This window comes from Maritalea porphyrae (assembly GCF_027213965.1).
Lineage (GTDB): Bacteria > Pseudomonadota > Alphaproteobacteria > Rhizobiales > Devosiaceae > Maritalea > Maritalea porphyrae_A.
The window spans coordinates 616482-638651 of record NZ_JAPWGX010000002.1 but is presented as its reverse complement, the minus strand read 5'-3'; the positions used below and the strand labels follow the sequence as shown (position 1 = coordinate 638651).

The window sequence follows — 22170 nt, the reverse complement described above, 5'->3', positions numbered from 1 at the left end:
ATAAAACCTTAAAACGATTGGTTACCGGAACGTTAACATATATTTTGCCTGTTCATATTAACGGGATAACCTGTGCAAAAACTGGGATAGAATTGAACATCAATTCACTGTCCACATATGCACGTGTTTACACCAATCAATGTCCACCGAGCATATCCTGTGGATGAGATTCAAACCAACGGGTATAAAAATCACGGAACTCGAAATTTGCCCGCGCTTATCGATTTGGCCCCCCAAACGGTGGATAACTATGTGGATATCGCAAATCAACCCGGTTAAGTCTTTGATATTATGATCATTCTCGCATCAAAAAGCAAAACAAGAATTCAACTTATGCAGAATGCAGGTCTGCAATTCACTGCAGAAACTGCCCGAATCGATGAACGAGAAATTGAAGCGAAACAGCTCGATGCATCCTTTGATCAACCAAACCTAACCGCAAAATTGGCAGACGCTAAAGCCATTGAAGTGTCGCAGCGTCATCCACAGGCTCTTGTCGTCGGCGCAGACCAAACCTTGAGTATTAATAATTCATATTTGCATAAACCCATTGATATTGAAGGTTTGCGCCACCAATTAGACGGGTTAAAAGGCAAAACACACACGCTTTGCGCCGCAGTATCACTCGCTAAAAACGGCAATATTATTTGGCAGCATCAAAGCCTAGCCCATTTGACAATGCACGATTTTTCAAACCAAGAACGCGATCATGTCATCGAATTGGAAGGTGAAAGGTTGTTGCAAAGTGTTGGTGGCTATCGATTAGAGGGGCCCTCAATTCGTTTCTTTAAAGAAATAGATGGCGACTATTTCACCATTTTGGGTTTACCGCTCTTGCCTTTGCTAAGCGCGTTGCGCGAACAGAAAGCCATTTAGATGAAACGTGCATTTGTTATTGGTCACCCCATTTCCCATTCGAAATCCCCAATTCTACACGGCCACTGGCTTGATGAGCTCAATATTGATGGAACTTATGTGGCAATCGACGTGGCCCCAATAGATTTGCCAGAGTTTGTGGATCAAATAAAAAGTGGCAGCTTCATCGGTGGCAACGTAACCGTTCCCCATAAGGAGGCGGTAATGACGTTGTGCGACAAAATCACAGCGACAGCCGAAAAAATCGGCGCCGTGAATACCTTATGGCTTGAAGACGGCAGATTAATCGGTGACAACACAGATAAGTATGGCTTTTTGGCCAACTTAGACCAGCGGTTGGCTGATTGGGACAAAGAAATACAAAACGCAATTGTTTTGGGTGCGGGCGGCGCTGCTCGGGCAGTCCTGGTTGGGTTAGCAGAACGTGGTTTCCAAAGCATTCGGGTGCTGAACCGGACCTCCGATCGCGCACAATCCCTGTGCAACGCTTTAAACAAAGTTTTTGAAAACAAGCCGTTCGTCGCTTCGTTACTCAGTGATTTCAATAAATTAGCGCCGCATGCAGATTTGATCGTTAACACAAGTGCTGTTGGAATGGGGGGGACAAAGTTTCAAGATCTCGATCTAAGCCTTGCACAAACACATACCATCGTCACCGACATCGTCTATACGCCGCTTGAAACCCCATTGCTTGTAGATGCACGACAAGCGGGCCTGCGAACCGTAGATGGGGTCGGGATGTTGTTGCATCAGGCTGTACCCGGCTTTGAGCGCTGGTTTGGCGCGCGGCCAACGGTTAGTTCGACGTTGCGTGAAAAGATATTGGGGGCACAATCGTGATAAAACTTGGCCTTACCGGTTCCATGGCCACTGGAAAATCGACCGTCGCTTCAATGTTTGGGAAACGTCATGTGCCCATTTATGATGCTGATAAGGCAGTACATAAGCTTTATCAAAATGAAGCTATAGTGCCTGTCGGTAAGGCTTTCCCAAAAGCGGTTATTGATGGAAAAATTGATCGCGCAGCCCTAGCGGGCGAAGTCTTGGGCGATAAAGGTAAACTGGCACAACTTGAAGCGATTGTGCATCCTTTGGTGCATCAAAAAATGCATGAATTTATCTCCTTTCACCAAAATGTTGGGCAAAAACTGGTCGTACTGGAAATTCCACTGCTATTTGAAACGGGAAAGGCTTACCCGCTCGACAAAATCGCCGTTACTTTTTGCGATGATCAAACACAAAAGCAACGCGCTATGGCGCGTCCTGGCATGAGCGAAGAAAAATTCGCCGCCATCAAAGAGCGCCAAATGTCCCAGCAGGACAAAAAACAGCGCGCCGATTTTTTGATAGATACGGGGAAAACGCCAGATCAAACCCAACAAATGGTGGATGACATCATTCAAACTTGCCGGGCGCTGGTGAATGACTAAACTGGCGACCAACATCCAAAGACCAGTAGAAGCGATCTAATTAATGGGCATTCGGGAAATTGTTCTTGATACAGAAACCACAGGCTTGAGCGCTGCAAAGGGCGATCGGTTGGTGGAAATTGGCTGTGTTGAACTGATGAACCATATTCCAACCGGCAAAACATTCCACAAATACTGCAATCCAGAACGTGACATGCCCGAAGAAGCCTTCAAAGTGCATGGGTTGTCCGAAGAGTTTCTGGCAGATAAACCACTGTTCAAAAATGTGGCACAAGATTTCATTGATTTCATTGAAGATTCTGTACTGATCATCCACAACGCCCCTTTTGATATGGGGTTCTTGCAGGCTGAACTCGAATGGAGCAAATTCCCGCGCATTGAAAATGACGTGATTGATACAGTTTTGCTGGCGCGCAAAAAACATCCCGGAGCGCGGGTTAATCTGGATGCGCTGTGCCGAAACTATGGTATCGATTTGTCCCGTCGTACCCTGCACGGCGCGCTTTTGGACAGTGAGATCTTAGCAGAGGTCTACCTTGAGCTAATCGGCGGCCGGCAGGTCGCTTTCAGCCTTGCGCAAGAAACAAAAGATGAAGCGGGTATCTCTATATCCAAAACCAGCGTTAAACAGCGCGCAACGCCCTTACCCTCACCCCTAAATGAAAAACAGCGACAAAGTCACAAGGACTTCGTCGCTGGCTTGTCCGATATGCCAATTTGGCAAAAATACTGGTCACAAAACCAATAATCAAAGAGACAGATTAATTAACTGTCGGCTCTTCGCCTTCTTTGATTTTCGCAGCAGCTGCTTCCAAGTTCTGACGGTAAATCGCTGAAAAATCAACAGGTTCCATCAACAATGGAGGGAAGCCGCCATTTTGAGTGATGCTTGAAAGGATTTGACGTGCAAACGGGAAAATCAGCCGTGGGCATTCAATCATCACAAGTGGGTGCATTTGGTTTTCTGGGAAGTTTTGAATGTCGAACAGGCCGCCATAGACCAATTCAACATTAAACAGCACATTGTCATCGCGCTCAGCTTTTGCGTTGATCGTCAGTTCAACAGCGTAAATCTTCTCGTCTTGTTTTTGCGCGCTAACATTAATGCTAATGCCGATTTGCGGTGCTGCACCCGGGGCAAGCGAAGCCGGCGCATTTGGGTTCTCAAAGCTGAGGTCTTTGATATATTGGCCAACAATGTGCAACGAGGGTTGTGGTGCATTCTGATCAGCGGTTGTGTTCGGTGTTTCTTCGGCCATTTATCTGCCCATCTTTCCAATAAAAAAACTCGGTGTTTTGGCTATCATCTTTAGACTAAAGCAGCAAGAACCGAACGCCTTATGCGTCGATTTTACTGGTCTTTGCCGCGCCAACGCTCGTCTTCTAGGTCAATCACCCCGTCTTCGTTCTGCAAGGGAGATGGCCGATGGGTGGGATCCTGCGCAGAATATTGAGATGAATATTGGGTGTAACCGCTGGCGGAAACAATGCTGATGCGCTGCCGCAACTGTTCAAAAATGAAATAGCGAACTTGGGGCACAAATAGTGCGAAGCCAACCGCATCGGTAAAAAAACCTGGGGTGAGCAGCAAAGCACCCGCAATCGCAAGCATGATACCGTCAACAATGGAGCGTCCCGGGAACTGGCCCGCACCTAATTTGCCCTGGACCTCAGCCCACACCGCAAACCCTTGCAGCCGCAGCAAATATGAACCCAAAACGGCCGTAAACACCACGCCGCCCATGGTCCACCAAAAGCCAACCAACCCGCCCATTGCAACAAAAATGGCAATCTCGACAATCGGTACAAGCAAAAACAGTGCGAACAAATAGCGTCCCAAAACATCTTCCTTTCAATCAAAAAGCCGGACAAAGTGAACCAAATCACATAAATAGCGCGTATCAGCGCTGGTCACAGGCCTGTTTCGTTCTATATATAGGAGCGATTGACAAAGAATACGAGTACCGCGTGACGGTATAAAATAGAGGCAGATATGGGCGAATTTATAGACATTCCAACGATATTCTTTTTGGTTGTTGCCGTGGTGGTTTTGCTGCGTCTCCGAAATGTCTTGGGCACCCGTGATGGCTTTGAAAAGCCACCCGAGCACAAAGACGCTTCCATTAATGAAAGCGATGCGGACGAAGGCAATGTGGTTAGTCTGCCCAACCGCGAACGACCAATCGCTCCTGTGAATTTGGACGCACAAAAACGTCGCTTGAAATTGGATGCCGAAATTGAACGCCTTGCAAAGGGTGATGAAGCACTTGCGGTTGGCCTGAACCAAATTATCGAAGAAGACCAGAGCTTTAGCCCAAAATCCTTTATGGATGGCGCCATTTCTGCATACGAAATGGTTGTGGTGGCTTATGCGCAGGGGGACCGCAAGACCCTTAAAATGATATTAGACAAACAAGTCTACGAGGGTTTTGAATCCGCTATTGCGGAACGAGAGTCACGTGGTGAAACAGTTGATTTTACCTTTGTTGGATTTTCTGACGTCACGCTGCGTGCCGCTGAGGTGGACAATAAAATCGCAAATGTGACCATTCAATATGCTGCGCAAGTGGTTTCTGCTACCAAAAACGCCGATGGCGAATTGATTGATGGCGATGAAGAAGCAGTGGTGAATATTTCCGACGAATGGACTTTTTCTCGCAACACAAAGTCACGCGATCCAAATTGGAAACTGATCAGCACCAACCAGCTCGATTAAACAAACGGATCAATACGACAAATGTCACGCGCCAAAAAACCGCCAAAAGACATCGCTGATTGGCACCTTTGGACGGAAGTGACAAAGTCGGTCAGTCCGCTTAAACCCCGCGAGCAGAACATCTTGCGGGTCAAGCGGCCTGAATTGCCTAGCGCGCTCGATCAGGACCAGATCAAAAGGCCGCGAGCAAAAGTGCGCCCACTCGCAAAAAGCTGGGCGCCGCTCGCCACCCACATCCATAATACCGACCGCCATTTGCCCCATTTCAATTCCGTAAGCCTTGCGCCAAAAGCCGACAAGCCAATGGATCAAAAACTGCGCCGCAAAATCGCACGTGGTCGGATTTCCATTGATGCAACGCTTGATTTACACGGTATGCGCCAATTCGAGGCCCATTCGGCTCTGATCCATTTCATTAGCGTTTCCTTTCATCGTGGTGACCGCAATGTTTTGGTGATCACTGGCAAGGGCGTCAAACGCACCGGCTATGCTGAGTTTGAACAAAAAGGCGTGCTGCGCAATCTTGTTCCACGTTGGTTAAAGGAGCCCGCGTTGATCCATATGGTCGCGGGCATTGATGCGGCAGCGCAAAACCACGGCGGGGCAGGGGCGCTTTATGTTCGACTAAAAAAGGCAAGCAAATGACCCCGCTTGGCGCAAAAATCCGCAAAATTCGCAAGGATCGGGACATTTCGCTCAAACAAATGGCTGCAGATCTCAACATTTCTAGCGCTTATTTGTCTGCTTTGGAACATGGTCATCGCGGCACCCCAACTTGGTTCATGCTACAACGCATCATTACCTATTTTAATGTGATTTGGGACGAAGCAGAGGAACTGCAGCGTTTGGCTGAAATCTCTGATCCCAAGGTAACGATTGATACTTCGGGCATGCCCCCAAAGGCCACGGAGTTGACCAACAGACTGGCACAAAATATCGAAAGCTTGGAAGAAGAAGACCTCGCCTATCTCACCCAAGAGATTGAACAGCGCGGCGCACGGGCACGCGCAAAAAATAGATAAAACTCAAATTCCGATATTTATGTGATCCAACCGCGGTTGCGCTGCGTTTCCTAGTTAACTCTTTTGGGGAACATGCGTAAATGGCTGGTTTTGGTTCTCAAGCAGGCGTCCATAATACCGCCCAAGACCTAGAGAATTTGCTCGCCCGTGTCGCGTTGAAAGACCGGAAGGCTTTTTCGCAGCTATATGATCGCACCTCAACGAAACTTTTTGGCGTTTGCTTTCGTATCTTGAACAACAGGAGCGAAGCAGAAGACGTGATTCAAGAAGTTTACATAAAAGTTTGGAACAGAGCGGACCAATTTGCAACAGGCCGCGCATCCGTGATTGCTTGGATGGCCACCATTGCGCGCAATCATGCGATTGATCGCTATCGAGCGCGGGGTAAACCCACTCAACAGCTGGACGATCATTTGGACCTGCAAGATGTGGGGCCAACCCCAGAGCAAGCCCTTTTGCAAGCCGACCAAAAGAACCAAATTGATCTTTGTTTGGATCAGTTAAAAAGTGATCATGCCTTGGCTGTTCGCCATACGTTTTTGTCTGGCTGGTCTTATCAGGAAGCCGCCGATACGCTTAATATACCCCTTAATACCGTTAAGACCTGGATCAGACGCAGTCTCATGCAATTAAAGGAGTGTTTGAAATCATGACGTCTCCTTTAAACGAACGCAACAAAATGTTGGCGGCTGAACAAGCCATGGGTGTGCTTGAAGGTCAATTGCGCGAAGAAGCGGCCAAACGGTACGAAACCGAAATAGAATTTCGTCACGAAGTAGATGAATGGTCAGAACGGCTGCTGCCTTTGCTGGATCAGGTGCCGTCCGCTTCGCCTTCCCCCGCTGTTTGGCAAAACATTGAAAGAGCTATTGGCACATCTAAAACAAATTCTTCACCTTGGTGGGCAGCAATTTTTAGCGCGAATTTCCTTGCGCCAAGTTTTGCTGGTGCTCTAGCTGTTTTGATTTTGGTGGTTGGCATTAATTATTTGCCGCTTACTTTTGTCCCCCAACCCACACTAATAGCAATATTGAGCGGAGAAGCTGCGCCTCAGGCGATGTTGGCTAGGTTTGACCAACGTTCGGGTACGCTGACCCTCACCACCAATATGCAAGCGGCGGATGGCCACGAACACGAATTGTGGGTGATTGCGGGCGAAGGGGCTAAACCGGTGTCCATGGGCCTAGTTGCGCCAAAGGCAACTGCATCCATCACTCTGCCTGATGATATTCGCCAACTATTGGCACAAGGCGCGGTTTTGGCCATTTCTGTTGAGCCAACCGGCGGGTCGAAAACGGGACTACCAACAGGCCCAGTGATCGCGACGGGCATATTAGATTTGGCATAAAGTGCTGATTTATAACATGTTTCAAAATAAATTGAGTTTTTTGAAACAATTCTGAACGCTCTCCCGTTCCTTTATTAACCCCGAAAATTGGGGCACTTAGGAAACGGAGAACTGAGAATGATTAAATCAATTTTGAAATCCTCAACAGCACTTGTTATGGCAGCTGGCATCGCATTCGCATCTTCTGCAGCTTTTGCAGAAAACCCAATGGTCGGTGGCGCGCCAATGTTTGAAGACAAAAACATCGTCGAAAATGCTGTGAACTCAAAAGACCACACCACATTGGTTGCCGCAGTTAAAGCTGCAGGGCTTGTGGACACATTGGCATCAAGTGGTCCGTTTACAGTTTTTGCTCCAGTAAATGCGGGTTTTGCTGCATTGCCTGAAGGCACAGTTGAAACATTGTTGAAGCCAGAAAACAAAGACATGCTGGTTAAAGTGCTTACAGCGCACGTGGCAGCAGGCAACTGGTCCGGCGCTGACATTATGAAAAACGCAATGGATAATGGTGGCACTTGGGCATTTAAAACGGTGAGCGGTGATACTTTGACCGCACAGGTACAAAATGACCAACTTTATATCATTGATGAAAACATGAACGCGTCAAAAGTGACGATTGCGGACGTGAAACAGTCAAATGGCGTGATCCATGTGGTCAGCTCAGTTTTGGTCCCAAAATAAGTCTGTGAGCAATGGTCGGCTCGCATAAGAGCCGACCATACTTAATCACATCTAATGTAAGGAAACATCATGCCAGGCAATTCAAATAGCAATAGACGCTCCTTTTTAAAGCGGGGCGGACTTATGCTTGGTGCGGTTGCGCTTGCCGGGATCGGTGGGGGCTCATATTTTTTGCAGCGAAAAGGTTCAAATGCCAATGCTGCAGAAGGGAATTTTGAAATAGTACGCACACCGGCAAAATGGAAAAATCAACTCTCAGAGAACCAATATTTGGTGTTGCGAGAAGAAAAGACTGAAAAGCCATATACATCTGATTTACTTGAGGAAAAGCGTGATGGTACCTACCATTGTGCAGGCTGTGACCTCGCGGTTTACCCCTCAGATAGCAAATTTGAGAGTGGCACAGGTTGGCCCAGTTTTTGGGCCTCCATTGACGGCGCTATTGGCACCAAACCAGATAATACATTATTTGCCACCCGCACTGAAGTGCATTGCAGACGTTGCGGTGGCCATTTCGGGCACATTTTTGATGATGGGCCAAAACCCACCGGCAAGCGACATTGCCTAAACGGCTTGGCACTAACGTTTCAAGCCGCCTAAATCATAAACTACTGTCCGTCTCTTTTGCCCCAACTAAGACGGAACAAGCAACAAGCGTGTCTGGTCCAAGCCAAACACGCTTGTTTTTGATTAAAGGATAAAGCGACTTAAATCCGTGTCGCTGGCCAATTCACCCACCTGCTTGCGCACATAGTCGCCGTCAATCTGAATGGTTTCGCCATCTTTGTCCGGGGCGTCGAACGAAATGTCTTCGACCAGCTTTTCCATAACGGTCTGCAAGCGCCGCGCCCCAATGTTTTCGATCTTTGAGTTGATCGCCACCGCCAACTCCGCGATAACGTCGATCGCGTCGTCGGTGAAATCAAGCGTCACGCCCTCTGTGCCCATCAACGCCACATATTGCTTGATCAAGCTGGCATCGGTCTCGTTCAAGATGCGTACGAAATCTTCATGGACCAGGGCCCGCAATTCAACACGGATCGGCAAACGGCCCTGCAATTCAGGCAAAAGATCCGAGGGTTTGGCCACATGAAATGCGCCCGATGCGATAAACAAAATATGATCGGTTTTCACCGCGCCATGTTTTGTTGAAACAGTGGTGCCTTCAATCAATGGCAACAAATCGCGCTGCACGCCTTCACGCGACACATCACCGCCCGAACGTCCGTCGCGCACGCAGATCTTATCGATTTCATCCAAAAACACGATGCCGTGATTCTCAACCAGATCAATCGCATCTGCGGTGATTTTGTCTTGATCTAAAAGCTTGTCAGCTTCTTCATTGATCAACAATTCATAGCTGTCTTTCACCTTCACTGTGCGTTTGATGCCTTTTTGCTTAAAGGCATTGCCCAGCATATCCGACAGATCAATCATGCCCACATTTGCGCCAGGCATGCCCGGCATCTCAAACATTGATTGTCCTTTAGGCGCGCTGACCTCAACTTCAATTTCTTTGTCGTCTAGCTCATTGCTGCGGAGTTTAGCGCGAAAGCTTTCTCGCGTTGATGCGGTCGCAGATTGGCCCACCAAGGCGTCCAGCACCCGTTCTTCGGCCTGCAAATGGGCTTTGGCTTGAACTTCTTTACGACGTTTGTCGCGCAACAGTGAAATGCCCGCTTCAACCAAGTCGCGTACAATTTGTTCCACATCGCGGCCCACGTAGCCCACTTCAGTAAACTTTGTGGCTTCCACTTTTACAAATGGCGCTTGGGCCAATTTTGCCAGCCGGCGCGAGATTTCGGTTTTGCCGACGCCAGTTGGCCCAATCATTAAAATGTTCTTCGGGCTAACTTCTTGACGCAATTCGCTATCAAGCTGCTGGCGGCGCCAGCGGTTGCGCAGGGCCACAGCCACAGCGCGTTTGGCGTCTTTTTGACCCACAATATAGCGGTCTAGTTCCGAAACAATTTCACGGGGTGAAAAGCTAACTTCACTCATACTGTCTTACCTTCCGGCGCCTCATCTAAAAAGCGCACCATCAGTTCTTCATCTATATATTTTTCGTTTACGAAAAGACTGCGCGGCTCAATGCCATAGGTTCTAAAACCCGCCTTTTCATATGATTTTTTCGCCGCAGAATTTGTGGCCCCAACCCCAAGATGGAGCTGAATGATTTTCTTTGAGCGTGCGTGATCCGCCAAATGCTCGATGATCTGTCGACCAACACCTTGGCCGCGCACCTTTGGCGCACAATACATGGATATCACATATGCCCGGTGCCGCATTTTCAACCCACGTTCGCGAAAATAGGCCCCAATGCCCACCAATTGATCCTCAGAAAATGCACCATAGGCCACCATATCCGTCAGCCATTCTTCAAAATGAGAAACGGGCTTGGACACCAATTCATCATAAGAAGATCCAAAGGCTACCGGATGTGTTTTAAACGCTTCGAGCCGAACAGCGCGAAACGATGCGGCGTCACTTGCATTTAGCCGACGAATTGAAATGCTCATTCGTCCAAATCTATCGTCTCAACGGTTAGGCTTTCATTGGTATAAACACATATTTCAGCAGCGATTTTCATGGCCCGTCGTGCCACTTCTTCGGCTTCATAATCCGTGTCCATCAACGCACTGGCCGCAGCGAGTGCGTAATTACCACCAGATCCAATGCCCATCACCCCACTGTCGGGCGACAAAACATCGCCGGTGCCGGTTAAGACAAGGCTGTCCTTTTTGTCCGCAACAATCATCATGGCTTCCAAACGCCGCAAATAGCGGTCGGTGCGCCAGTCTTTGGCCAATTCAACGCAAGCGCGCATCAATTGGTCAGGATATTGCTCAAGCTTTGCTTCCAAACGCTCGAACAGCGTAAAGGCATCTGCGGTTGCGCCCGCAAACCCGGTAATCACATTGCCGCCGGCTAGTCGCCGCACTTTCTTTGCCGTGTGTTTAATCACTGTCGGCCCTAATGAGACTTGGCCATCTCCAGCCACAACCACTTTATTGCCCTTGCGAACCGTCAAAATGGTTGTGCCGCGCCATCCCGCTGAGCCTTGCTGATTTTCTTGCATAGTTTAGGTTTCTCCTGCAATTCGACTACCTATTTAGGCGTTCTGGCGTTAATTTCAATCACTTCGCCGCTTTAGCGACTTTTCGCCCTCCCCAAGAGGTGCTAATAAGACGCGACAAAAGATCGGATGAGCGAAATTTGTGCGCTCGAAAGCGAAAAGGTTGGATCAACGATGCGCCAAGCAAAACTGACCCGCAAGACCAATGAGACAGATATTTCTGTATCTGTGGATTTGGATGGTACTGGTAAGTCTAACATCAAAACAGGTGTTGGGTTTCTCGATCATATGCTGGATCAGGTTGCGCGACACGGCATGATTGACATTGAGATTTCAGCCAAAGGCGATTTGCACATTGATGCTCACCACACCACAGAAGATGTGGGCATTGCGCTGGGCCAAGCTATCAAAGAGGCTTTAGGCGACAAAAAAGGCATCCGCCGCTATGCATCGTGTGATTTGCCGATGGATGAAGCCCTGTCTCGCGCTGCAATTGATATTTCGGGTCGCCCGTTTCTTGTGTGGCGGGTTGAGTTCAAGCGCGACAAGGTGGGTGATTTTGACACCGAACTGTTCCAAGAATGGTTTCAGGCATTTGCCATGAACGCAGGCATTACCCTGCATGTGGAAAATGTCTACGGTGACAATGCGCATCATATCGCAGAAAGCTGCTTTAAAGCATTGGCTCGCGCCCTGCGTGACGCCATAGAGATCGACCCGCGCAATGCGGACAGAATTCCTTCCACCAAGGGTGTGCTGTAAGCCCTCTTGGTCCAAAGATTGAGGCACATAATGAGCCTTTTTGCCATATATGCAAAAGCCGCGGCTGCTGATCAGCCACAAACCTTAGCCCATGAAGATGTTGAGGTGATCAGGGATCGGTTTTCGATCCTTGCTTGCCTATTGACCCCCATATGGTGCATTTGGCATCGGTTGTGGCTTGAATTGGTCGCCTATTTGGGCGTTGCCTTTGTTTTGGGATTTCTTGCCTTTTTTGTGGGCGAAGGCGCCGCCAGTTGGATTGGCTTTTTGGTTGCGGTTCTCATTGGGCTCGAAGCATCGGCCATTCGCGGTTATGCACTTACCCGCAAAGGATATCAATTCAAGGGTGAATTGATATCCCCAAACCCCCGCGATGCAGAATGGCGTTACACCGCAGGGCAATTAAATGCTCAACAAACGCTTCGCGACAGGGCGGAAAAACCGGTTCAAGCATCATCGCCCGGCCCTAGTTTTTCGACAACCTTATTGTCCAACGAACGTCCAACCGGAGCGGTGCAATGAGTGAAAAAATTGTAATCGTTGATTATGGCGCGGGCAATCTCAAGTCTGCCCAAAACGCCACCCAGCGCGCCGCGCGGGAACTCGCTGGTGAATGCGATGTGTTGGTTTCAAGTGATCCGAAAGACGTTCAAAACGCAGATCGGGTGATTTTACCCGGCGTTGGAGCCTTTGCCGACTGTATGAACGGCCTCACATCGGTTGAGGGCATGGTAGATGCCTTGCACAAGCGTGTGATCTTGGACGCAGTGCCTTTCTTGGGCATTTGTGTGGGCATGCAACTCTTGGCCAGTGAGGGCCGCGAAAAGGTCTACACGCACGGGCTTGATTGGATCCCCGGGATCGTCAAGCATATCGAACCGAACGATAAAATGCTAAAAGTGCCGCACATGGGCTGGAACACCCTGACACAAACCAACGCCCATCCCATGATTGATGACTTAGACATTGGGCCAGATGGGCTAAATGCCTATTTTGTGCACTCTTATCACTTTGAAGTAGCGGACCCAGCCCATTTGTTAGCGACGGTTGAATATGGCCAAACGCTAACCGCAATTGTTGGCCGTGAAAACCTGATTGCAACCCAGTTTCACCCGGAAAAAAGTCAGGCCCTAGGCCTCAAGTTCATCTCGAATTTCCTCAATTGGTCGCTTTGACGAAAGGCCTTAAATAGTATGATTTTGTTCCCAGCGATCGATCTTAAAGACGGTAAATGCGTACGCCTGCAAAAAGGCGACATGGACGCGGTGACGGTGTTCAACGATAATCCTGCCGATCAAGCCAAACAGTTTGAAACCCAGGGCTTTGAATATTTGCACGTGGTCGATTTGAATGGTGCTTTCGCGGGCGAAAGCGTCAATGGTGACGCAGTGGAAGCGATTATCAAAGCGGTCAATATGCCCGTGCAGCTTGGCGGCGGCATTCGCACCATTGAGCATATTCAAGCCTGGCTAAACCGCGGTTTAGCCCGCGTGATCCTTGGCACTATCGCTGTGCGTGATCCCGAGTTGGTCAAAGAGGCTTGCAAAAAATTCCCCGGCCAGATCGCTGTGGGCATTGATGCACGTGGCGGCAAAGTTGCGGTTGAAGGCTGGGCCGAAACATCAGAACTTGATGTGATCGAACTGGCGAAAAAGTTTGAAGGCGCTGGCGTGGCGGCGATCATTTTCACAGATATTGATCGTGACGGCATCCTGACCGGCATCAACTGGGACGCAACCTTGGAGTTAGCGCAGGCGGTTTCTATTCCCGTCGTGGCCTCTGGCGGATTGGCCTCAATGGATGACATTGACACAATGTGCAAACCCGAAATGGCTGTGCTTGAAGGCGCAATTTCAGGCCGCGCGCTTTATGATGGGCGGATTGATGTGCCAAAAGCGCTCAAACAGATTAAGGACGCAGCATGACCCTTAAAACCCGCGTCATTCCTTGTTTAGATGTCAAAGACGGCCGTGTCGTAAAGGGCGTCAACTTTGTTGATCTGGTCGATGCTGGTGATCCGGTTGAATCTGCGATTGCATATGATGCAGCGGGTGCTGACGAACTGTGCTTTCTTGACATTACCGCCAGCCACGAAGGCCGCGACACAATTTATGATGTGGTCGCGCGCACGGCTGAGCACTGCTTTATGCCTTTAACCGTGGGCGGTGGCATTCGCACGGTAGAAGATATCCGCAAACTATTGCTGTCTGGTGCGGATAAAGTGTCGATCAATTCCGCTGCGGTAAAAGACCCAGATTTTATCAACGCGGCAGCGGACAAATTTGGCAATCAGTGCATTGTTGTGTCCGTTGACGCAAAACAACGTGCCGAAGATGCGCTGGTGGATGGGCAATCCAAGTGGGAGATTTACACCCACGGTGGGCGTAACGCTACGGGCATTGACGCGATTGAGTTTGCCAAGGATATGGTCAAGCGCGGGGCGGGGGAATTGCTGGTTACCTCCATGGATCGCGATGGCACAAAAATCGGCTTTGATCTTGAATTGACCCGCGCGATTTCAGACGCAGTGGAAGTACCCGTGATCGCTTCTGGCGGCGTTGGCACGCTCGATCATCTGGTCGATGGGGTCAATGAAGGGCGTGCAAGCGCTGTGTTGGCCGCCTCCATTTTCCACTTCGGCACCTTTTCAATTGGCGAGGCAAAAGCCCATATGGCACAAAGTGGTATTGCGGTACGTCAAGACAATGTGGCTAAAGGATAGTCTATGACATTCTCTTTAAGCGATTTGGAACAAATCATCGCCGAAAAGGCCGCTGCATCACCTGAGCAGTCCTATACGGCTAGATTGTTGCAAAACGGCGGCAAAGAGGCGGCAAAAAAACTCGGTGAGGAAGCGGTTGAAACCGTGATCGCGGCGATCAGCAATGACCGCGAAGAATTGACCAAAGAAGCCGCAGACGTGATCTACCATCTTTTGGTGGTCTTAAAAGGCAATGGCGTGGCGCTTGGCGACGTCCTAGCGGAGCTGGAGCGGCGCACAGCGCAGTCCGGTTTGGCCGAAAAAGCGTCCAGAAAGAGGTAGGGTTTGGATCAGGTCTCAAACGCGAACTATGCTTCGCCCTATTATGAGTTCTCCAAAACCGAGTGGTCAGCTTTGCGCGCTGACGAACCCATGACCTTGACTGCTGAAGATTTGGTGCGGCTGCAATCTTTGAACGATCCCATCTCCCTAAGCGAAGCAGAAAAAGTCTATTTGCCGATCACAAGGCTTTTGTCCTTTTATGTAGAAGCGGTTCAGGGCCTGCATGTGGCGGCGGGGAAATTCTTGCACCATAATGGCGACAAAGCCCCCTACATCATCGGCGTAGCTGGTTCTGTCTCGGTGGGAAAGTCTACCACCGCGCGGATCTTGCGTGCGCTGTTGCAGCGCTGGCCCTCTTCGCCAAAGGTTGATTTGGTCACAACTGATGGCTTTTTGCTGCCCAACGCCGAACTTGAAAAACGCGGATTGATGGAGCGAAAAGGCTTCCCTGAAAGCTATGACCGTGGCGCATTTCTAAGATTCTTGGCCCGGATTAAGGCGGGTGAACCCAATGTGAGCGTGCCCACATATTCGCATCTTGTTTATGATGTGGTGCCGGGCGAAGAAGTGAGGGTGGATCGACCCAATATTCTCATTGTGGAAGGGTTGAACATTTTGCAACCCGGTGATTTGCCCAAAGACGGCAAGCCGATCCTTTTTGCGTCGGACTATCTCGATTTCTCCGTCTATATAGACGCCGAAGAACCCCTTTTGCGCAAATGGTATGTGGAACGGTTTTTGCGCCTGCGCGAAACGGCCTTTCGTGATCCCACAAGCTTTTTTCATCAGTTCTCAAAACTGGATATTGAAGAAGCCAAAGCGCTGGCCATTTCCATTTGGGAACAAATAAACCTGCCCAACCTAATGGAAAACATTCTGCCCACTCGCGGTCGCGCAGATCTAATTCTCACCAAAGGTATGGATCACACAATCGACAAAGTGGCGTTGAGAAAACTCTAAGGGCGTTCCCGACCTTGGCCGGGATCACGAAAAACTAAAGCGCTAGTCCCATCTTTGTTGCCAAACCCTTCAGGCTGACATTTGGCCGCGCGCCCACATGTGCAATCACTTCAGAGGCGCTCAAACAACCAAGTGACAAGCTTTCTGCCATGCTTTGTCCGCGGGCCAAACCATACAAGAAGCCTGAAGCGAACAAATCACCCGCGCCTGTCACATCTTCGACCTGCTCCACCGCAAAAGCAGGTACTTCAGTGATCACACCATCTTTGATCGCCATCGCCCCGTTGGCACCCAAAGTAATCGCAACAGTGGAGCAATCTTTTTGCACAGCGGCAATTGCTTCATTGAGATCACTCACTTGATAGAGCGATTTAATCTCATCGTCATTTGCCAGCAAAACATCCATGGTTTTATTGCGCAATAGGGCAACAAATTCATCGCGGAATCGATCAACACAAAATGGGTCCGATAAAGTGATGCCGGTTTTGCGACCGTGCTTGTGCGCCAATTCCCCAGCTTTCACAAAAGCGCGCTTGGCTTCTGGTGGATCCCACAAATATCCTTCCATAAAGGTTAGGGTGGACGAAGCGATTAAGTCTTCGTCCATGTCAGCAACAGTAAGCTCCTGACAGGCACCCAAATAGGTATTCATGGTGCGTTCCCCATCCGGGGTAATCACAATCATCGAACGGGCTGTGGAGGTGCCGTGGATTAGCGTTGGGGTATTGTAAAAAACACCGGCTTTTGTCAAATCTTTGCGATAAATTGTTCCAAGATCATCTTCGGCCACTTTGCCAATAAATGCGCCATTGCCCCCAAGCGAAGATACGCCAACCGCGGTGTTGCAGCATGAACCACCTGAAATGTGCTGCGGCGTGCCGGGCAGGCGAGAATAAAGATACTCAGAGCGTTCAGCATCCACCAAATGCATGATTGATTTGTCCATGCCTTCATTTTCCAAAAAGGCATCGTCGACCTTTGCAAACACATCAACAATCGCGTTGCCGATGGTGAGCACATCAAATTTGGCATCTGCCATATCGCTATTTCTCCAAAAAAGCTCGGGTTGCTTTTAGTGTGCTAGAGCCCTGCGTCAAGCAAGAACCCCTAAGCTTTTAGGACCTTGTCCTTAAATTTGCATTGATCAATGATCACACAATGATAGCACTCGGGCTTTCGTGCTTTGCAAATATAGCGGCCATGCAAAATCAACCAGTGGTGGGCATGTTGCAAAAACTCTTTTGGAATGATCCGTTCAAGCAACAACTCAACCGCTAAAGGGGTCTTGCCCGGCGCAAGGCCCGTGCGGTTTGAAATACGGAAAAGATGGGTATCCACGGCAATGGTGGGCTGACCAAAGGCGATATTAAGCACCACATTTGCGGTTTTTCGTCCCACACCAGGCAATGCCTCCAACTCTTCGCGGGTTTGCGGGACTTTTGATCCATGCTTGTCGATCAATTCCTTGCAAAGCGCATAAACATTCTTCGCCTTGTTGCGGTAAAGCCCGATGGTCTTGATATAGTCGCGGATTGTCTCTTCGCCCAACGCAAACATTTGCTCGGGCGTTGGCGCCACCTCAAACAAGGCTTTAGTGGCTTTGTTAACACCCACATCGGTCGCTTGTGCGCTTAAAACCACGGCCACCAGCAGGGTGAAATCGTTGACATAATCCAATTCACCCTCTGGCTCGGGGTTGCTCGCTTCAAAATTGGCGAACATTTGATGAATGGTCTGTTTGTTGAGGCGGGATCGTTTGGTCATATCATCGCTGGGTCAGATTAAAGTCCGTTGAATTAGGGCATGAGATTGGCGGAATGAAAAGGGCAAAATCTGTGTTTGGAAGCGGTACGCACAACCGATTACATACAATGTCAAAATCGGGTCGATTGTTGCGCCTAATCGAAGTAAGTTTGGTCCATTATGAACGATATGACCCCCTTACTTGCGCAAGCCAGAGACTACTCGGTGATCACAAAAGTGATCGAGGAAATTTCCGCGCGCCCGGCGGACGAACACGACTTTGATGCACTTGCCCGTGATATGGGCATGTCACCTCGTCAACTTACAGCCTTGTTTAAACGCTGGGCGGGGCTAACCCCTAAAGCCTTCTCACAATGCGTCACTTTAAACAGGGCCCGCCAAATGCTGAAAGAAAATGTGCCATTGCTCGACACCAGCTATGAGCTTGGCCTTTCCTCGGCGGCGCGGCTCTATGATTTGTTTGTCACCCATGATGCAATGCCACCGGGCGTTTATAAGGCCAAGGGCGAAGGTTTAGAAATCAGATATGGTTTTCATCCATCCCCTTTTGGGCAAGTATTGATCATGCTCACAGATTATGGCTTGGCGGGGCAGGCTTTTTGCGACGAGGGCGAAGAACGAGCCGCGTTAGAGGATATGACACGGCGTTGGCCCAAAGCGATTTACCTAAAAGCACAGCCAGATGAAATCCGCCGATGGGCCGAAAAGATCTTTGACCCCAAAAAATGGCACCAAGACCAACCCATTAAGATCGTGATGATCGGGACCGACTTTGAAGTGCGCGTGTGGCAAACTCTGTTGCGCATCAAACCGGGGCAGGCGACCAGCTATGGCGAAATCGCCACCCACATAGGCAACCCCAAAGCCGCCCGCGCCGTGGGCGCTGCTATCGGGCGCAATCCCATATCATTTGTGGTGCCATGCCATCGGGTGATTGGCAAAAACGCAAAGCTCACCGGATATCACTGGGGTTTAACCCGAAAGCAAGCGATTTTGGGTTGGGAAGCGGGGCTGGTAGGGGGCGCCGAATAGGATTTGCAGTGCAAACAAGAAAAAGGCGACCCTTGGGTCGCCTTGTAATGCTTAGTCGATGTTCTCAACGTTTGTCACGTTTCCATCAGCATCAAAATCATAAATGATCGGTTTGCCGGTAGCGATTTCGCGTTTGAGAATTTCCTCTGGGCTGAGATTCTCAAGCTTCATCACCAAAGCGCGCAGCGAGTTACCGTGCGCCGCCACCAATATTGTGCCACCATCAGCGACACGTGGGGCAATTTCAGCCTCATAATAGGGGAGAACACGCTCTGCGGTATCTTTCAAGCTTTCACCCCCTGGAGGCGGCACATCAAACGAGCGGCGCCAAATGTGGACTTGCTCTTCGCCCCATTTTTCACGGGCATCGTCTTTATTTAGCCCTGCAAGATCACCATAGTCGCGCTCATTCAATGCTTGGTTGCGAATAATCGTCATATTGACGATATCCATATTCTCAAGCATCAAATCCAGAGTGCGTTGGGCACGTGCCAAGGCGGACGTGTAGCAAACTTCTATCTCGTAGCCGCGTGATTTGAGCAATTTGCCAGCAGCAATAGCTTCCTCAACGCCCTTTTCGGTCAGACCTGGGTTTTTCCAGCCTGTGAAGAGGTTTTTCAAGTTCCATTCGCTTTGTCCGTGACGAACCAATATTAGTCTGCGATCCATAGTGGTTATATCCTTAAGGTAAGGGTCTTAAAGGCCAAGTACGTCGGCCATCGAATAAAGTCCGGGCGCTTTATCTTGCGCCCAAAGTGAAGCGTGAATAGCGCCATTTGCAAAAATCGAGCGGTCTTGGGCCGAGTGGCTTAATTCAATCCGCTCGTTGCTGCCTGCAAAGATAACAGAATGATCACCAATCACCGTGCCGCCGCGCAATGTGGCAAAGCCAATGTTGCCCGGCTTGCGCGCACCCGTAATCCCATCGCGGGATCGCACGGCGTTTTCAGCTAGATCGATTTGACGCCCCTCAGCTGCGGCTTCCCCAAGCATGAGGGCGGTGCCAGATGGGGCATCCACTTTCATGCGATGGTGCATTTCCAAAACTTCTATGTCAAAATCTTCAGGCAAGGCGGCCGCAGCCTTTTTGACCAACCCCATCAATAAATTGACGCCCAAAGACATATTGCCCGCCTTTACCAGACGACCTTTTCCGGTGAGGGCAGCGATCTCTTCGTCTTCTTCGCGCGTCCAACCTGTTGTGCCAATGACATGCACAAGTCCCAACTCATGGGCTTTTTTGGCATAATCAATGCTGACCTGTGGCGCGGTGAAATCAATAATTGCATCTGTACCATCAAGGGCTGCGTCTACATCTGAGGTAATCAGCACACCGGATGGCTCAAGCCCTGCTAACGCACGCGCATCCTTGCCAATGGCAACAACACCATCACGCTCAAGCGCGCTAAATAGCGCCGCGCCATCAATACGCGCAATCGCGTGAATATTGGCTTGGCCCATTCGGCCACTTGCGCCCAAAACTGTGATTTTTTGCATTGATCTGCCAATCCTGTTTTGAGATTGATTTAACATAAAAACCGAACCTACCGCTAGCAATAGGCACAGATTAGAACCGTTTGCCAAAGACTATGCGATTGCCCGCTTTAGACAAGACCGTTTCAACTTCAGATGACATAATTTGCGCCAATTCAGGCCCAATCTGGTCCCCTGGCAACAAATTGAACCCAAGCCGTAGATAATATGGACCATTCCATGGCACATGTTCATAGGTCACACCCGCCGCGCCTGCAAATTCATTCGCTCTGGCAAAATCGACAAAGTGGGCGATAAGCCGTTCGCCAATACGCTTGCCTTGATGCTGGCGCAGAACCGAAATCTCCGCACAGTACAAAACGTCATCAACCGGTTTCGCGCGCAGGAAGCCAACCGGCTCGCCGCGCACTTCAGCCATCCAAATTATTTGATTTTGCCCAATAGCGTTGGCGTAAAATGCAGGTGATTTGGCAGAATAGTCTAGCTGAGTAAAGGCGCCGCCCAATTGTTTGAATAGCATTGCCGCATCATCTTCAATTTCCTTCAACCGCTCTGCGTCTGCGCTATCGGCAGGGCGAATCGAGGTAATGATCGCATTGGCTGCTGCAATTTCAGCGTTCACTGCACCCGCTGCAGCATAAGGGTCATTCGCACGGTAAATCGGACGGCCAACCACCAAATGATCGGCACCAATTTCAATGGCCTGTGTGGGGGTCATGATCCGTTTTTGGTCGTCACTAGAACTAAAAGTTGGTCGAATACCTGGCGTAACCGCCATCAATTTGCCGCCACTGGCCTGTTTCACCAGCTCTATTTCATGGGCCGAACAAATTACCCCATCAATGCCTTCGCCCGCGGCCTGTTTGGCGCGGCGTTCCACCAAATCACGCACGCCATATGCGTATCCGCTGGCTTTTAGATCCTCATCATCAAGTGAAGTCATCACAGTGACGCCCATTAGCTTAGTTGCTGAGCCTTCAGCTGCGCGTTTGGCAGCGGCCATACAATGAGGTTCTGCATGAATGGTCACAATATCTGCGCCCAATTCAACCAATCCAGCGACGCCTTTTTCCACCGTGTTGGGAATGTCCAAAAGCTTGACGTCACAAAAGACTTTCTTGCCCGCCGCTTTGAGCGCTTTGGCCAAGCCAAGCCCATCATCCCCATAGATCAACTGATAGCCAATTTTAAAGAACACCCCATTATCGTCAATTCTTTCAACCAATGCCTCCGCTTCTTTGCGGGTGGAAACATCAAGGGCGGTGATCAATTGAGGGGTAGCTTTGGTCATAGGCAAGGTGGCTCCGGCAAGATAGCATGTCGGAGTTGTTAACTGGCATAGTTCGCCAAAAACAACAAGCTAATGTTGTCCAGATGGCCAATCCTCAAGCGATACCCAGTCTGTAAGCAATGTGCGGTTAGCCCAATCGAAAGAAAAAACATTGCCGCCACCTTTGGCTGCCATTAGGCGTTGATCTTCATCTCGCGATATCTGACGTTTTCCAATATGGCATTTCAGCAATGTGCCAACCGCGCCATGTCCGACAAACAAAACCCGTTTGTCCTCAAATTGGGTTAAATACTTATGCACGGCATCCACAATTCGATTTTGCGCAGCAATGGCAGTTTCCCAGCCTCGAACACTCTTGTCAGGTTGTTCATAAAACTGGGTAGCTACGGTGTCGAACGCGTCGGCGGCCAAAAAACCTGTGCCGGATCTATCGTTTTCATCAAATGCAGAGTTTTCAAGGAACGGCAGGTCTTGCCGATCACAAATAATTTCCGCAGCATCCAACGCTTTTTGTTCACTCGAGGCGATAACCAATTCAATGTGATCGAAAATGCCCCGACCAATCGCACGTTGAAGACGCTCCCTCCCTATATTCGACAGAGACCAACAAGGTGTTGGCACATTGGGGTCAATATTGACTTCGGGGTGGGTAAGATAGGTCGCTACAGACATATG

30 protein-coding genes and 1 pseudogene are annotated in these 22170 nt (G+C 49.6%); 19 read left to right on the top strand and 12 right to left on the bottom strand.

All coding sequences use genetic code 11. The features are described from left to right. Window positions 1-291: 291 nt before the first annotated feature. From O4H47_RS07825 to dnaQ, 4 genes are read left to right on the top strand one after another with little or no spacing between them, the layout of a single operon-like run. Entirely contained in the window at window positions 292-876 is a 585-nt protein-coding gene (locus O4H47_RS07825; protein WP_269393395.1) for a Maf family protein, read from the top strand. Next, window positions 877-1716, top strand: coding sequence for a shikimate dehydrogenase (locus O4H47_RS07820; RefSeq protein ID WP_269393394.1), 840 nt, complete (start codon window positions 877-879; stop codon window positions 1714-1716). After that, on the top strand, window positions 1713-2306 hold the full coding sequence (gene coaE / locus O4H47_RS07815; protein WP_269393393.1) for a dephospho-CoA kinase: 594 nt from the start codon (window positions 1713-1715) through the stop codon (window positions 2304-2306). Before O4H47_RS07820 ends, coaE begins: the two co-directional genes overlap by 4 nt. A 49-nt stretch (window positions 2307-2355) precedes the next feature. Continuing rightward, entirely contained in the window at window positions 2356-3054 is a 699-nt protein-coding gene (gene dnaQ, locus O4H47_RS07810; protein WP_269393621.1) for a DNA polymerase III subunit epsilon, read from the top strand. 13 nt (window positions 3055-3067) lie between these two features. Here the strand turns inward: dnaQ and secB are convergent, their stop codons facing one another. Then, window positions 3068-3565, bottom strand: a complete 498-nt coding sequence (gene secB, locus O4H47_RS07805) for a protein-export chaperone SecB (protein WP_269393392.1) — start codon at window positions 3563-3565, stop codon at window positions 3068-3070. A 92-nt stretch (window positions 3566-3657) separates the two neighbouring features. Continuing rightward, window positions 3658-4146: an FxsA family protein gene (locus O4H47_RS07800; RefSeq protein WP_269393391.1), complete on the bottom strand. Its 489-nt coding sequence runs from the start codon at window positions 4144-4146 to the stop codon at window positions 3658-3660. A gap of 153 nt (window positions 4147-4299) precedes the next feature. Here O4H47_RS07800 and O4H47_RS07795 point away from each other — a divergent pair, with 153 nt between their 5' ends. The 7 genes from O4H47_RS07795 (at window position 4300) to msrB (ending at window position 8673) form a co-directional block, all read left to right on the top strand. Next, window positions 4300-5022, top strand: coding sequence for a Tim44/TimA family putative adaptor protein (locus O4H47_RS07795; RefSeq protein ID WP_269393390.1), 723 nt, complete (start codon window positions 4300-4302; stop codon window positions 5020-5022). 21 nt (window positions 5023-5043) lie between these two features. Further along, complete coding sequence (locus O4H47_RS07790; RefSeq protein ID WP_269393389.1) at window positions 5044-5667, top strand: Smr/MutS family protein; 624 nt, start codon at window positions 5044-5046, stop codon at window positions 5665-5667. Next, window positions 5664-6044: a helix-turn-helix domain-containing protein gene (locus tag O4H47_RS07785; RefSeq protein ID WP_269393388.1), complete on the top strand. Its 381-nt coding sequence runs from the start codon at window positions 5664-5666 to the stop codon at window positions 6042-6044. The genes O4H47_RS07790 and O4H47_RS07785 overlap by 4 nt, the downstream gene beginning before the upstream one ends. Before the next feature lie 80 nt (window positions 6045-6124). Then, complete coding sequence (locus O4H47_RS07780) at window positions 6125-6697, top strand: sigma-70 family RNA polymerase sigma factor (protein ID WP_269393387.1); 573 nt, start codon at window positions 6125-6127, stop codon at window positions 6695-6697. Continuing rightward, window positions 6694-7392: an anti-sigma factor gene (locus O4H47_RS07775; RefSeq protein WP_269393386.1), complete on the top strand. Its 699-nt coding sequence runs from the start codon at window positions 6694-6696 to the stop codon at window positions 7390-7392. Before O4H47_RS07780 ends, O4H47_RS07775 begins: the two co-directional genes overlap by 4 nt. A gap of 117 nt (window positions 7393-7509) precedes the next feature. Next, a complete protein-coding gene (locus tag O4H47_RS07770) occupies window positions 7510-8073 on the top strand; it encodes a fasciclin domain-containing protein (protein ID WP_269393385.1) in 564 nt (187 codons plus the stop codon). Between the two features lie 69 nt (window positions 8074-8142). Next, window positions 8143-8673 carry a peptide-methionine (R)-S-oxide reductase MsrB gene (gene msrB, locus O4H47_RS07765; protein WP_269393384.1) on the top strand — a complete coding sequence of 177 codons (531 nt, stop codon included), beginning with the start codon at window positions 8143-8145 and terminating at the stop codon, window positions 8671-8673. A 90-nt stretch (window positions 8674-8763) separates the two neighbouring features. On the opposite strand, the gene hslU is transcribed toward msrB, so the two are convergent. The 3 genes from hslU to hslV are packed head-to-tail and all read right to left on the bottom strand — an operon-like array spanning window position 8764 to window position 11152. Beyond that, entirely contained in the window at window positions 8764-10074 is a 1311-nt protein-coding gene (gene hslU, locus O4H47_RS07760; RefSeq protein ID WP_269393383.1) for an ATP-dependent protease ATPase subunit HslU, read from the bottom strand. Beyond that, the gene (locus tag O4H47_RS07755; protein ID WP_269393382.1) at window positions 10071-10592 is read right to left on the bottom strand and encodes a GNAT family N-acetyltransferase; all 522 of its coding nucleotides are present in this window, start codon (window positions 10590-10592) and stop codon (window positions 10071-10073) included. Before O4H47_RS07755 ends, hslU begins: the two co-directional genes overlap by 4 nt. Continuing rightward, window positions 10589-11152, bottom strand: coding sequence for an ATP-dependent protease subunit HslV (hslV, locus tag O4H47_RS07750; protein ID WP_269393381.1), 564 nt, complete (start codon window positions 11150-11152; stop codon window positions 10589-10591). The genes O4H47_RS07755 and hslV overlap by 4 nt, the downstream gene beginning before the upstream one ends. 171 nt (window positions 11153-11323) lie before the next feature. On the opposite strand from hslV, the gene hisB reads away from it, so the two are divergent. The 7 genes from hisB to coaA are packed head-to-tail and all read left to right on the top strand — an operon-like array spanning window position 11324 to window position 15914. Then, the gene (gene hisB / locus O4H47_RS07745; RefSeq protein ID WP_269393620.1) at window positions 11324-11911 is read left to right on the top strand and encodes an imidazoleglycerol-phosphate dehydratase HisB; all 588 of its coding nucleotides are present in this window, start codon (window positions 11324-11326) and stop codon (window positions 11909-11911) included. Between the two features lie 30 nt (window positions 11912-11941). Beyond that, the gene (locus O4H47_RS07740) at window positions 11942-12433 is read left to right on the top strand and encodes a DUF2628 domain-containing protein (protein WP_269393380.1); all 492 of its coding nucleotides are present in this window, start codon (window positions 11942-11944) and stop codon (window positions 12431-12433) included. Further along, complete coding sequence (gene hisH, locus O4H47_RS07735; RefSeq protein ID WP_269393379.1) at window positions 12430-13086, top strand: imidazole glycerol phosphate synthase subunit HisH; 657 nt, start codon at window positions 12430-12432, stop codon at window positions 13084-13086. The genes O4H47_RS07740 and hisH overlap by 4 nt, the downstream gene beginning before the upstream one ends. Before the next feature lie 18 nt (window positions 13087-13104). Beyond that, the gene (gene hisA, locus O4H47_RS07730; protein WP_269393378.1) at window positions 13105-13836 is read left to right on the top strand and encodes a 1-(5-phosphoribosyl)-5-[(5-phosphoribosylamino)methylideneamino]imidazole-4-carboxamide isomerase; all 732 of its coding nucleotides are present in this window, start codon (window positions 13105-13107) and stop codon (window positions 13834-13836) included. Continuing rightward, window positions 13833-14633, top strand: coding sequence for an imidazole glycerol phosphate synthase subunit HisF (gene hisF / locus O4H47_RS07725; RefSeq protein WP_269393377.1), 801 nt, complete (start codon window positions 13833-13835; stop codon window positions 14631-14633). The genes hisA and hisF overlap by 4 nt, the downstream gene beginning before the upstream one ends. A 3-nt stretch (window positions 14634-14636) precedes the next feature. After that, window positions 14637-14954 (top strand): phosphoribosyl-ATP diphosphatase, encoded by a 318-nt coding sequence (locus O4H47_RS07720; RefSeq protein WP_269393376.1) that lies wholly within the window; start codon window positions 14637-14639, stop codon window positions 14952-14954. A gap of 3 nt (window positions 14955-14957) precedes the next feature. Further along, window positions 14958-15914, top strand: a complete 957-nt coding sequence (gene coaA / locus O4H47_RS07715) for a type I pantothenate kinase (protein WP_269393375.1) — start codon at window positions 14958-14960, stop codon at window positions 15912-15914. 34 nt (window positions 15915-15948) lie between these two features. Here coaA and O4H47_RS07710 read toward each other — a convergent pair whose 3' ends face one another. Together O4H47_RS07710 and nth are read right to left on the bottom strand one after the other, a co-directional pair. After that, the gene (locus O4H47_RS07710) at window positions 15949-16953 is read right to left on the bottom strand and encodes an adenosine kinase (protein ID WP_269393374.1); all 1005 of its coding nucleotides are present in this window, start codon (window positions 16951-16953) and stop codon (window positions 15949-15951) included. A 68-nt stretch (window positions 16954-17021) separates the two neighbouring features. Beyond that, window positions 17022-17678 (bottom strand): endonuclease III, encoded by a 657-nt coding sequence (gene nth / locus O4H47_RS07705; RefSeq protein WP_269393373.1) that lies wholly within the window; start codon window positions 17676-17678, stop codon window positions 17022-17024. Window positions 17679-17837: 159 nt separating this feature from the next. Between nth and O4H47_RS07700 the strand changes: the two genes are divergently transcribed. After that, entirely contained in the window at window positions 17838-18710 is an 873-nt protein-coding gene (locus tag O4H47_RS07700; RefSeq protein ID WP_269393372.1) for a methylated-DNA--[protein]-cysteine S-methyltransferase, read from the top strand. Window positions 18711-18761: 51 nt separating this feature from the next. On the opposite strand, the gene O4H47_RS07695 is transcribed toward O4H47_RS07700, so the two are convergent. The 5 genes and pseudogenes from O4H47_RS07695 to O4H47_RS07675 form a co-directional block, all read right to left on the bottom strand. After that, the gene (locus O4H47_RS07695) at window positions 18762-19379 is read right to left on the bottom strand and encodes a 2,3-bisphosphoglycerate-dependent phosphoglycerate mutase (RefSeq protein WP_269393371.1); all 618 of its coding nucleotides are present in this window, start codon (window positions 19377-19379) and stop codon (window positions 18762-18764) included. 27 nt (window positions 19380-19406) lie between these two features. After that, window positions 19407-20207, bottom strand: a complete 801-nt coding sequence (gene dapB / locus O4H47_RS07690; RefSeq protein WP_269393370.1) for a 4-hydroxy-tetrahydrodipicolinate reductase — start codon at window positions 20205-20207, stop codon at window positions 19407-19409. A 70-nt stretch (window positions 20208-20277) separates the two neighbouring features. After that, a complete protein-coding gene (locus O4H47_RS07685; protein WP_269393619.1) occupies window positions 20278-20724 on the bottom strand; it encodes a GNAT family N-acetyltransferase in 447 nt (148 codons plus the stop codon). Between the two features lie 78 nt (window positions 20725-20802). Further along, a pseudogene (pyrF, locus tag O4H47_RS07680) lies at window positions 20803-21495 on the bottom strand (orotidine-5'-phosphate decarboxylase); the annotation flags it as partial. A gap of 69 nt (window positions 21496-21564) precedes the next feature. After that, entirely contained in the window at window positions 21565-22167 is a 603-nt protein-coding gene (locus O4H47_RS07675) for a histidine phosphatase family protein (RefSeq protein WP_269393369.1), read from the bottom strand. Between the last annotated feature and the right edge of the window lie 3 nt (window positions 22168-22170).

Excerpts from the sequence above, each read along its gene's own strand:
- O4H47_RS07825 (WP_269393395.1), top strand. The coding sequence starts at position 292 with ATGATCATTCTCGCATCAAAAAGCAAAACAAGAATTCAACTTATGCAG.
- O4H47_RS07820 (WP_269393394.1), top strand. The coding sequence starts at position 877 with ATGAAACGTGCATTTGTTATTGGTCACCCCATTTCCCATTCGAAATCC.
- secB (WP_269393392.1), bottom strand. The coding sequence starts at position 3,565 with ATGGCCGAAGAAACACCGAACACAACCGCTGATCAGAATGCACCACAA.
- O4H47_RS07795 (WP_269393390.1), top strand. The coding sequence starts at position 4,300 with ATGGGCGAATTTATAGACATTCCAACGATATTCTTTTTGGTTGTTGCC.
- O4H47_RS07790 (WP_269393389.1), top strand. The coding sequence starts at position 5,044 with ATGTCACGCGCCAAAAAACCGCCAAAAGACATCGCTGATTGGCACCTT.
- O4H47_RS07785 (WP_269393388.1), top strand. The coding sequence starts at position 5,664 with ATGACCCCGCTTGGCGCAAAAATCCGCAAAATTCGCAAGGATCGGGAC.
- O4H47_RS07780 (WP_269393387.1), top strand. The coding sequence starts at position 6,125 with ATGGCTGGTTTTGGTTCTCAAGCAGGCGTCCATAATACCGCCCAAGAC.
- O4H47_RS07775 (WP_269393386.1), top strand. The coding sequence starts at position 6,694 with ATGACGTCTCCTTTAAACGAACGCAACAAAATGTTGGCGGCTGAACAA.
- O4H47_RS07770 (WP_269393385.1), top strand. The coding sequence starts at position 7,510 with ATGATTAAATCAATTTTGAAATCCTCAACAGCACTTGTTATGGCAGCT.
- msrB (WP_269393384.1), top strand. The coding sequence starts at position 8,143 with ATGCCAGGCAATTCAAATAGCAATAGACGCTCCTTTTTAAAGCGGGGC.
- hslU (WP_269393383.1), bottom strand. The coding sequence starts at position 10,074 with ATGAGTGAAGTTAGCTTTTCACCCCGTGAAATTGTTTCGGAACTAGAC.
- O4H47_RS07755 (WP_269393382.1), bottom strand. The coding sequence starts at position 10,592 with ATGAGCATTTCAATTCGTCGGCTAAATGCAAGTGACGCCGCATCGTTT.
- hslV (WP_269393381.1), bottom strand. The coding sequence starts at position 11,152 with ATGCAAGAAAATCAGCAAGGCTCAGCGGGATGGCGCGGCACAACCATT.
- hisB (WP_269393620.1), top strand. The coding sequence starts at position 11,324 with ATGCGCCAAGCAAAACTGACCCGCAAGACCAATGAGACAGATATTTCT.
- O4H47_RS07740 (WP_269393380.1), top strand. The coding sequence starts at position 11,942 with ATGAGCCTTTTTGCCATATATGCAAAAGCCGCGGCTGCTGATCAGCCA.
- hisH (WP_269393379.1), top strand. The coding sequence starts at position 12,430 with ATGAGTGAAAAAATTGTAATCGTTGATTATGGCGCGGGCAATCTCAAG.
- hisA (WP_269393378.1), top strand. The coding sequence starts at position 13,105 with ATGATTTTGTTCCCAGCGATCGATCTTAAAGACGGTAAATGCGTACGC.
- hisF (WP_269393377.1), top strand. The coding sequence starts at position 13,833 with ATGACCCTTAAAACCCGCGTCATTCCTTGTTTAGATGTCAAAGACGGC.
- O4H47_RS07720 (WP_269393376.1), top strand. The coding sequence starts at position 14,637 with ATGACATTCTCTTTAAGCGATTTGGAACAAATCATCGCCGAAAAGGCC.
- O4H47_RS07710 (WP_269393374.1), bottom strand. The coding sequence starts at position 16,953 with ATGGCAGATGCCAAATTTGATGTGCTCACCATCGGCAACGCGATTGTT.
- nth (WP_269393373.1), bottom strand. The coding sequence starts at position 17,678 with ATGACCAAACGATCCCGCCTCAACAAACAGACCATTCATCAAATGTTC.
- O4H47_RS07700 (WP_269393372.1), top strand. The coding sequence starts at position 17,838 with ATGAACGATATGACCCCCTTACTTGCGCAAGCCAGAGACTACTCGGTG.
- O4H47_RS07695 (WP_269393371.1), bottom strand. The coding sequence starts at position 19,379 with ATGGATCGCAGACTAATATTGGTTCGTCACGGACAAAGCGAATGGAAC.
- dapB (WP_269393370.1), bottom strand. The coding sequence starts at position 20,207 with ATGCAAAAAATCACAGTTTTGGGCGCAAGTGGCCGAATGGGCCAAGCC.
- O4H47_RS07685 (WP_269393619.1), bottom strand. The coding sequence starts at position 20,724 with ATGCTATTCAAACAATTGGGCGGCGCCTTTACTCAGCTAGACTATTCT.
- O4H47_RS07675 (WP_269393369.1), bottom strand. The coding sequence starts at position 22,167 with ATGTCTGTAGCGACCTATCTTACCCACCCCGAAGTCAATATTGACCCC.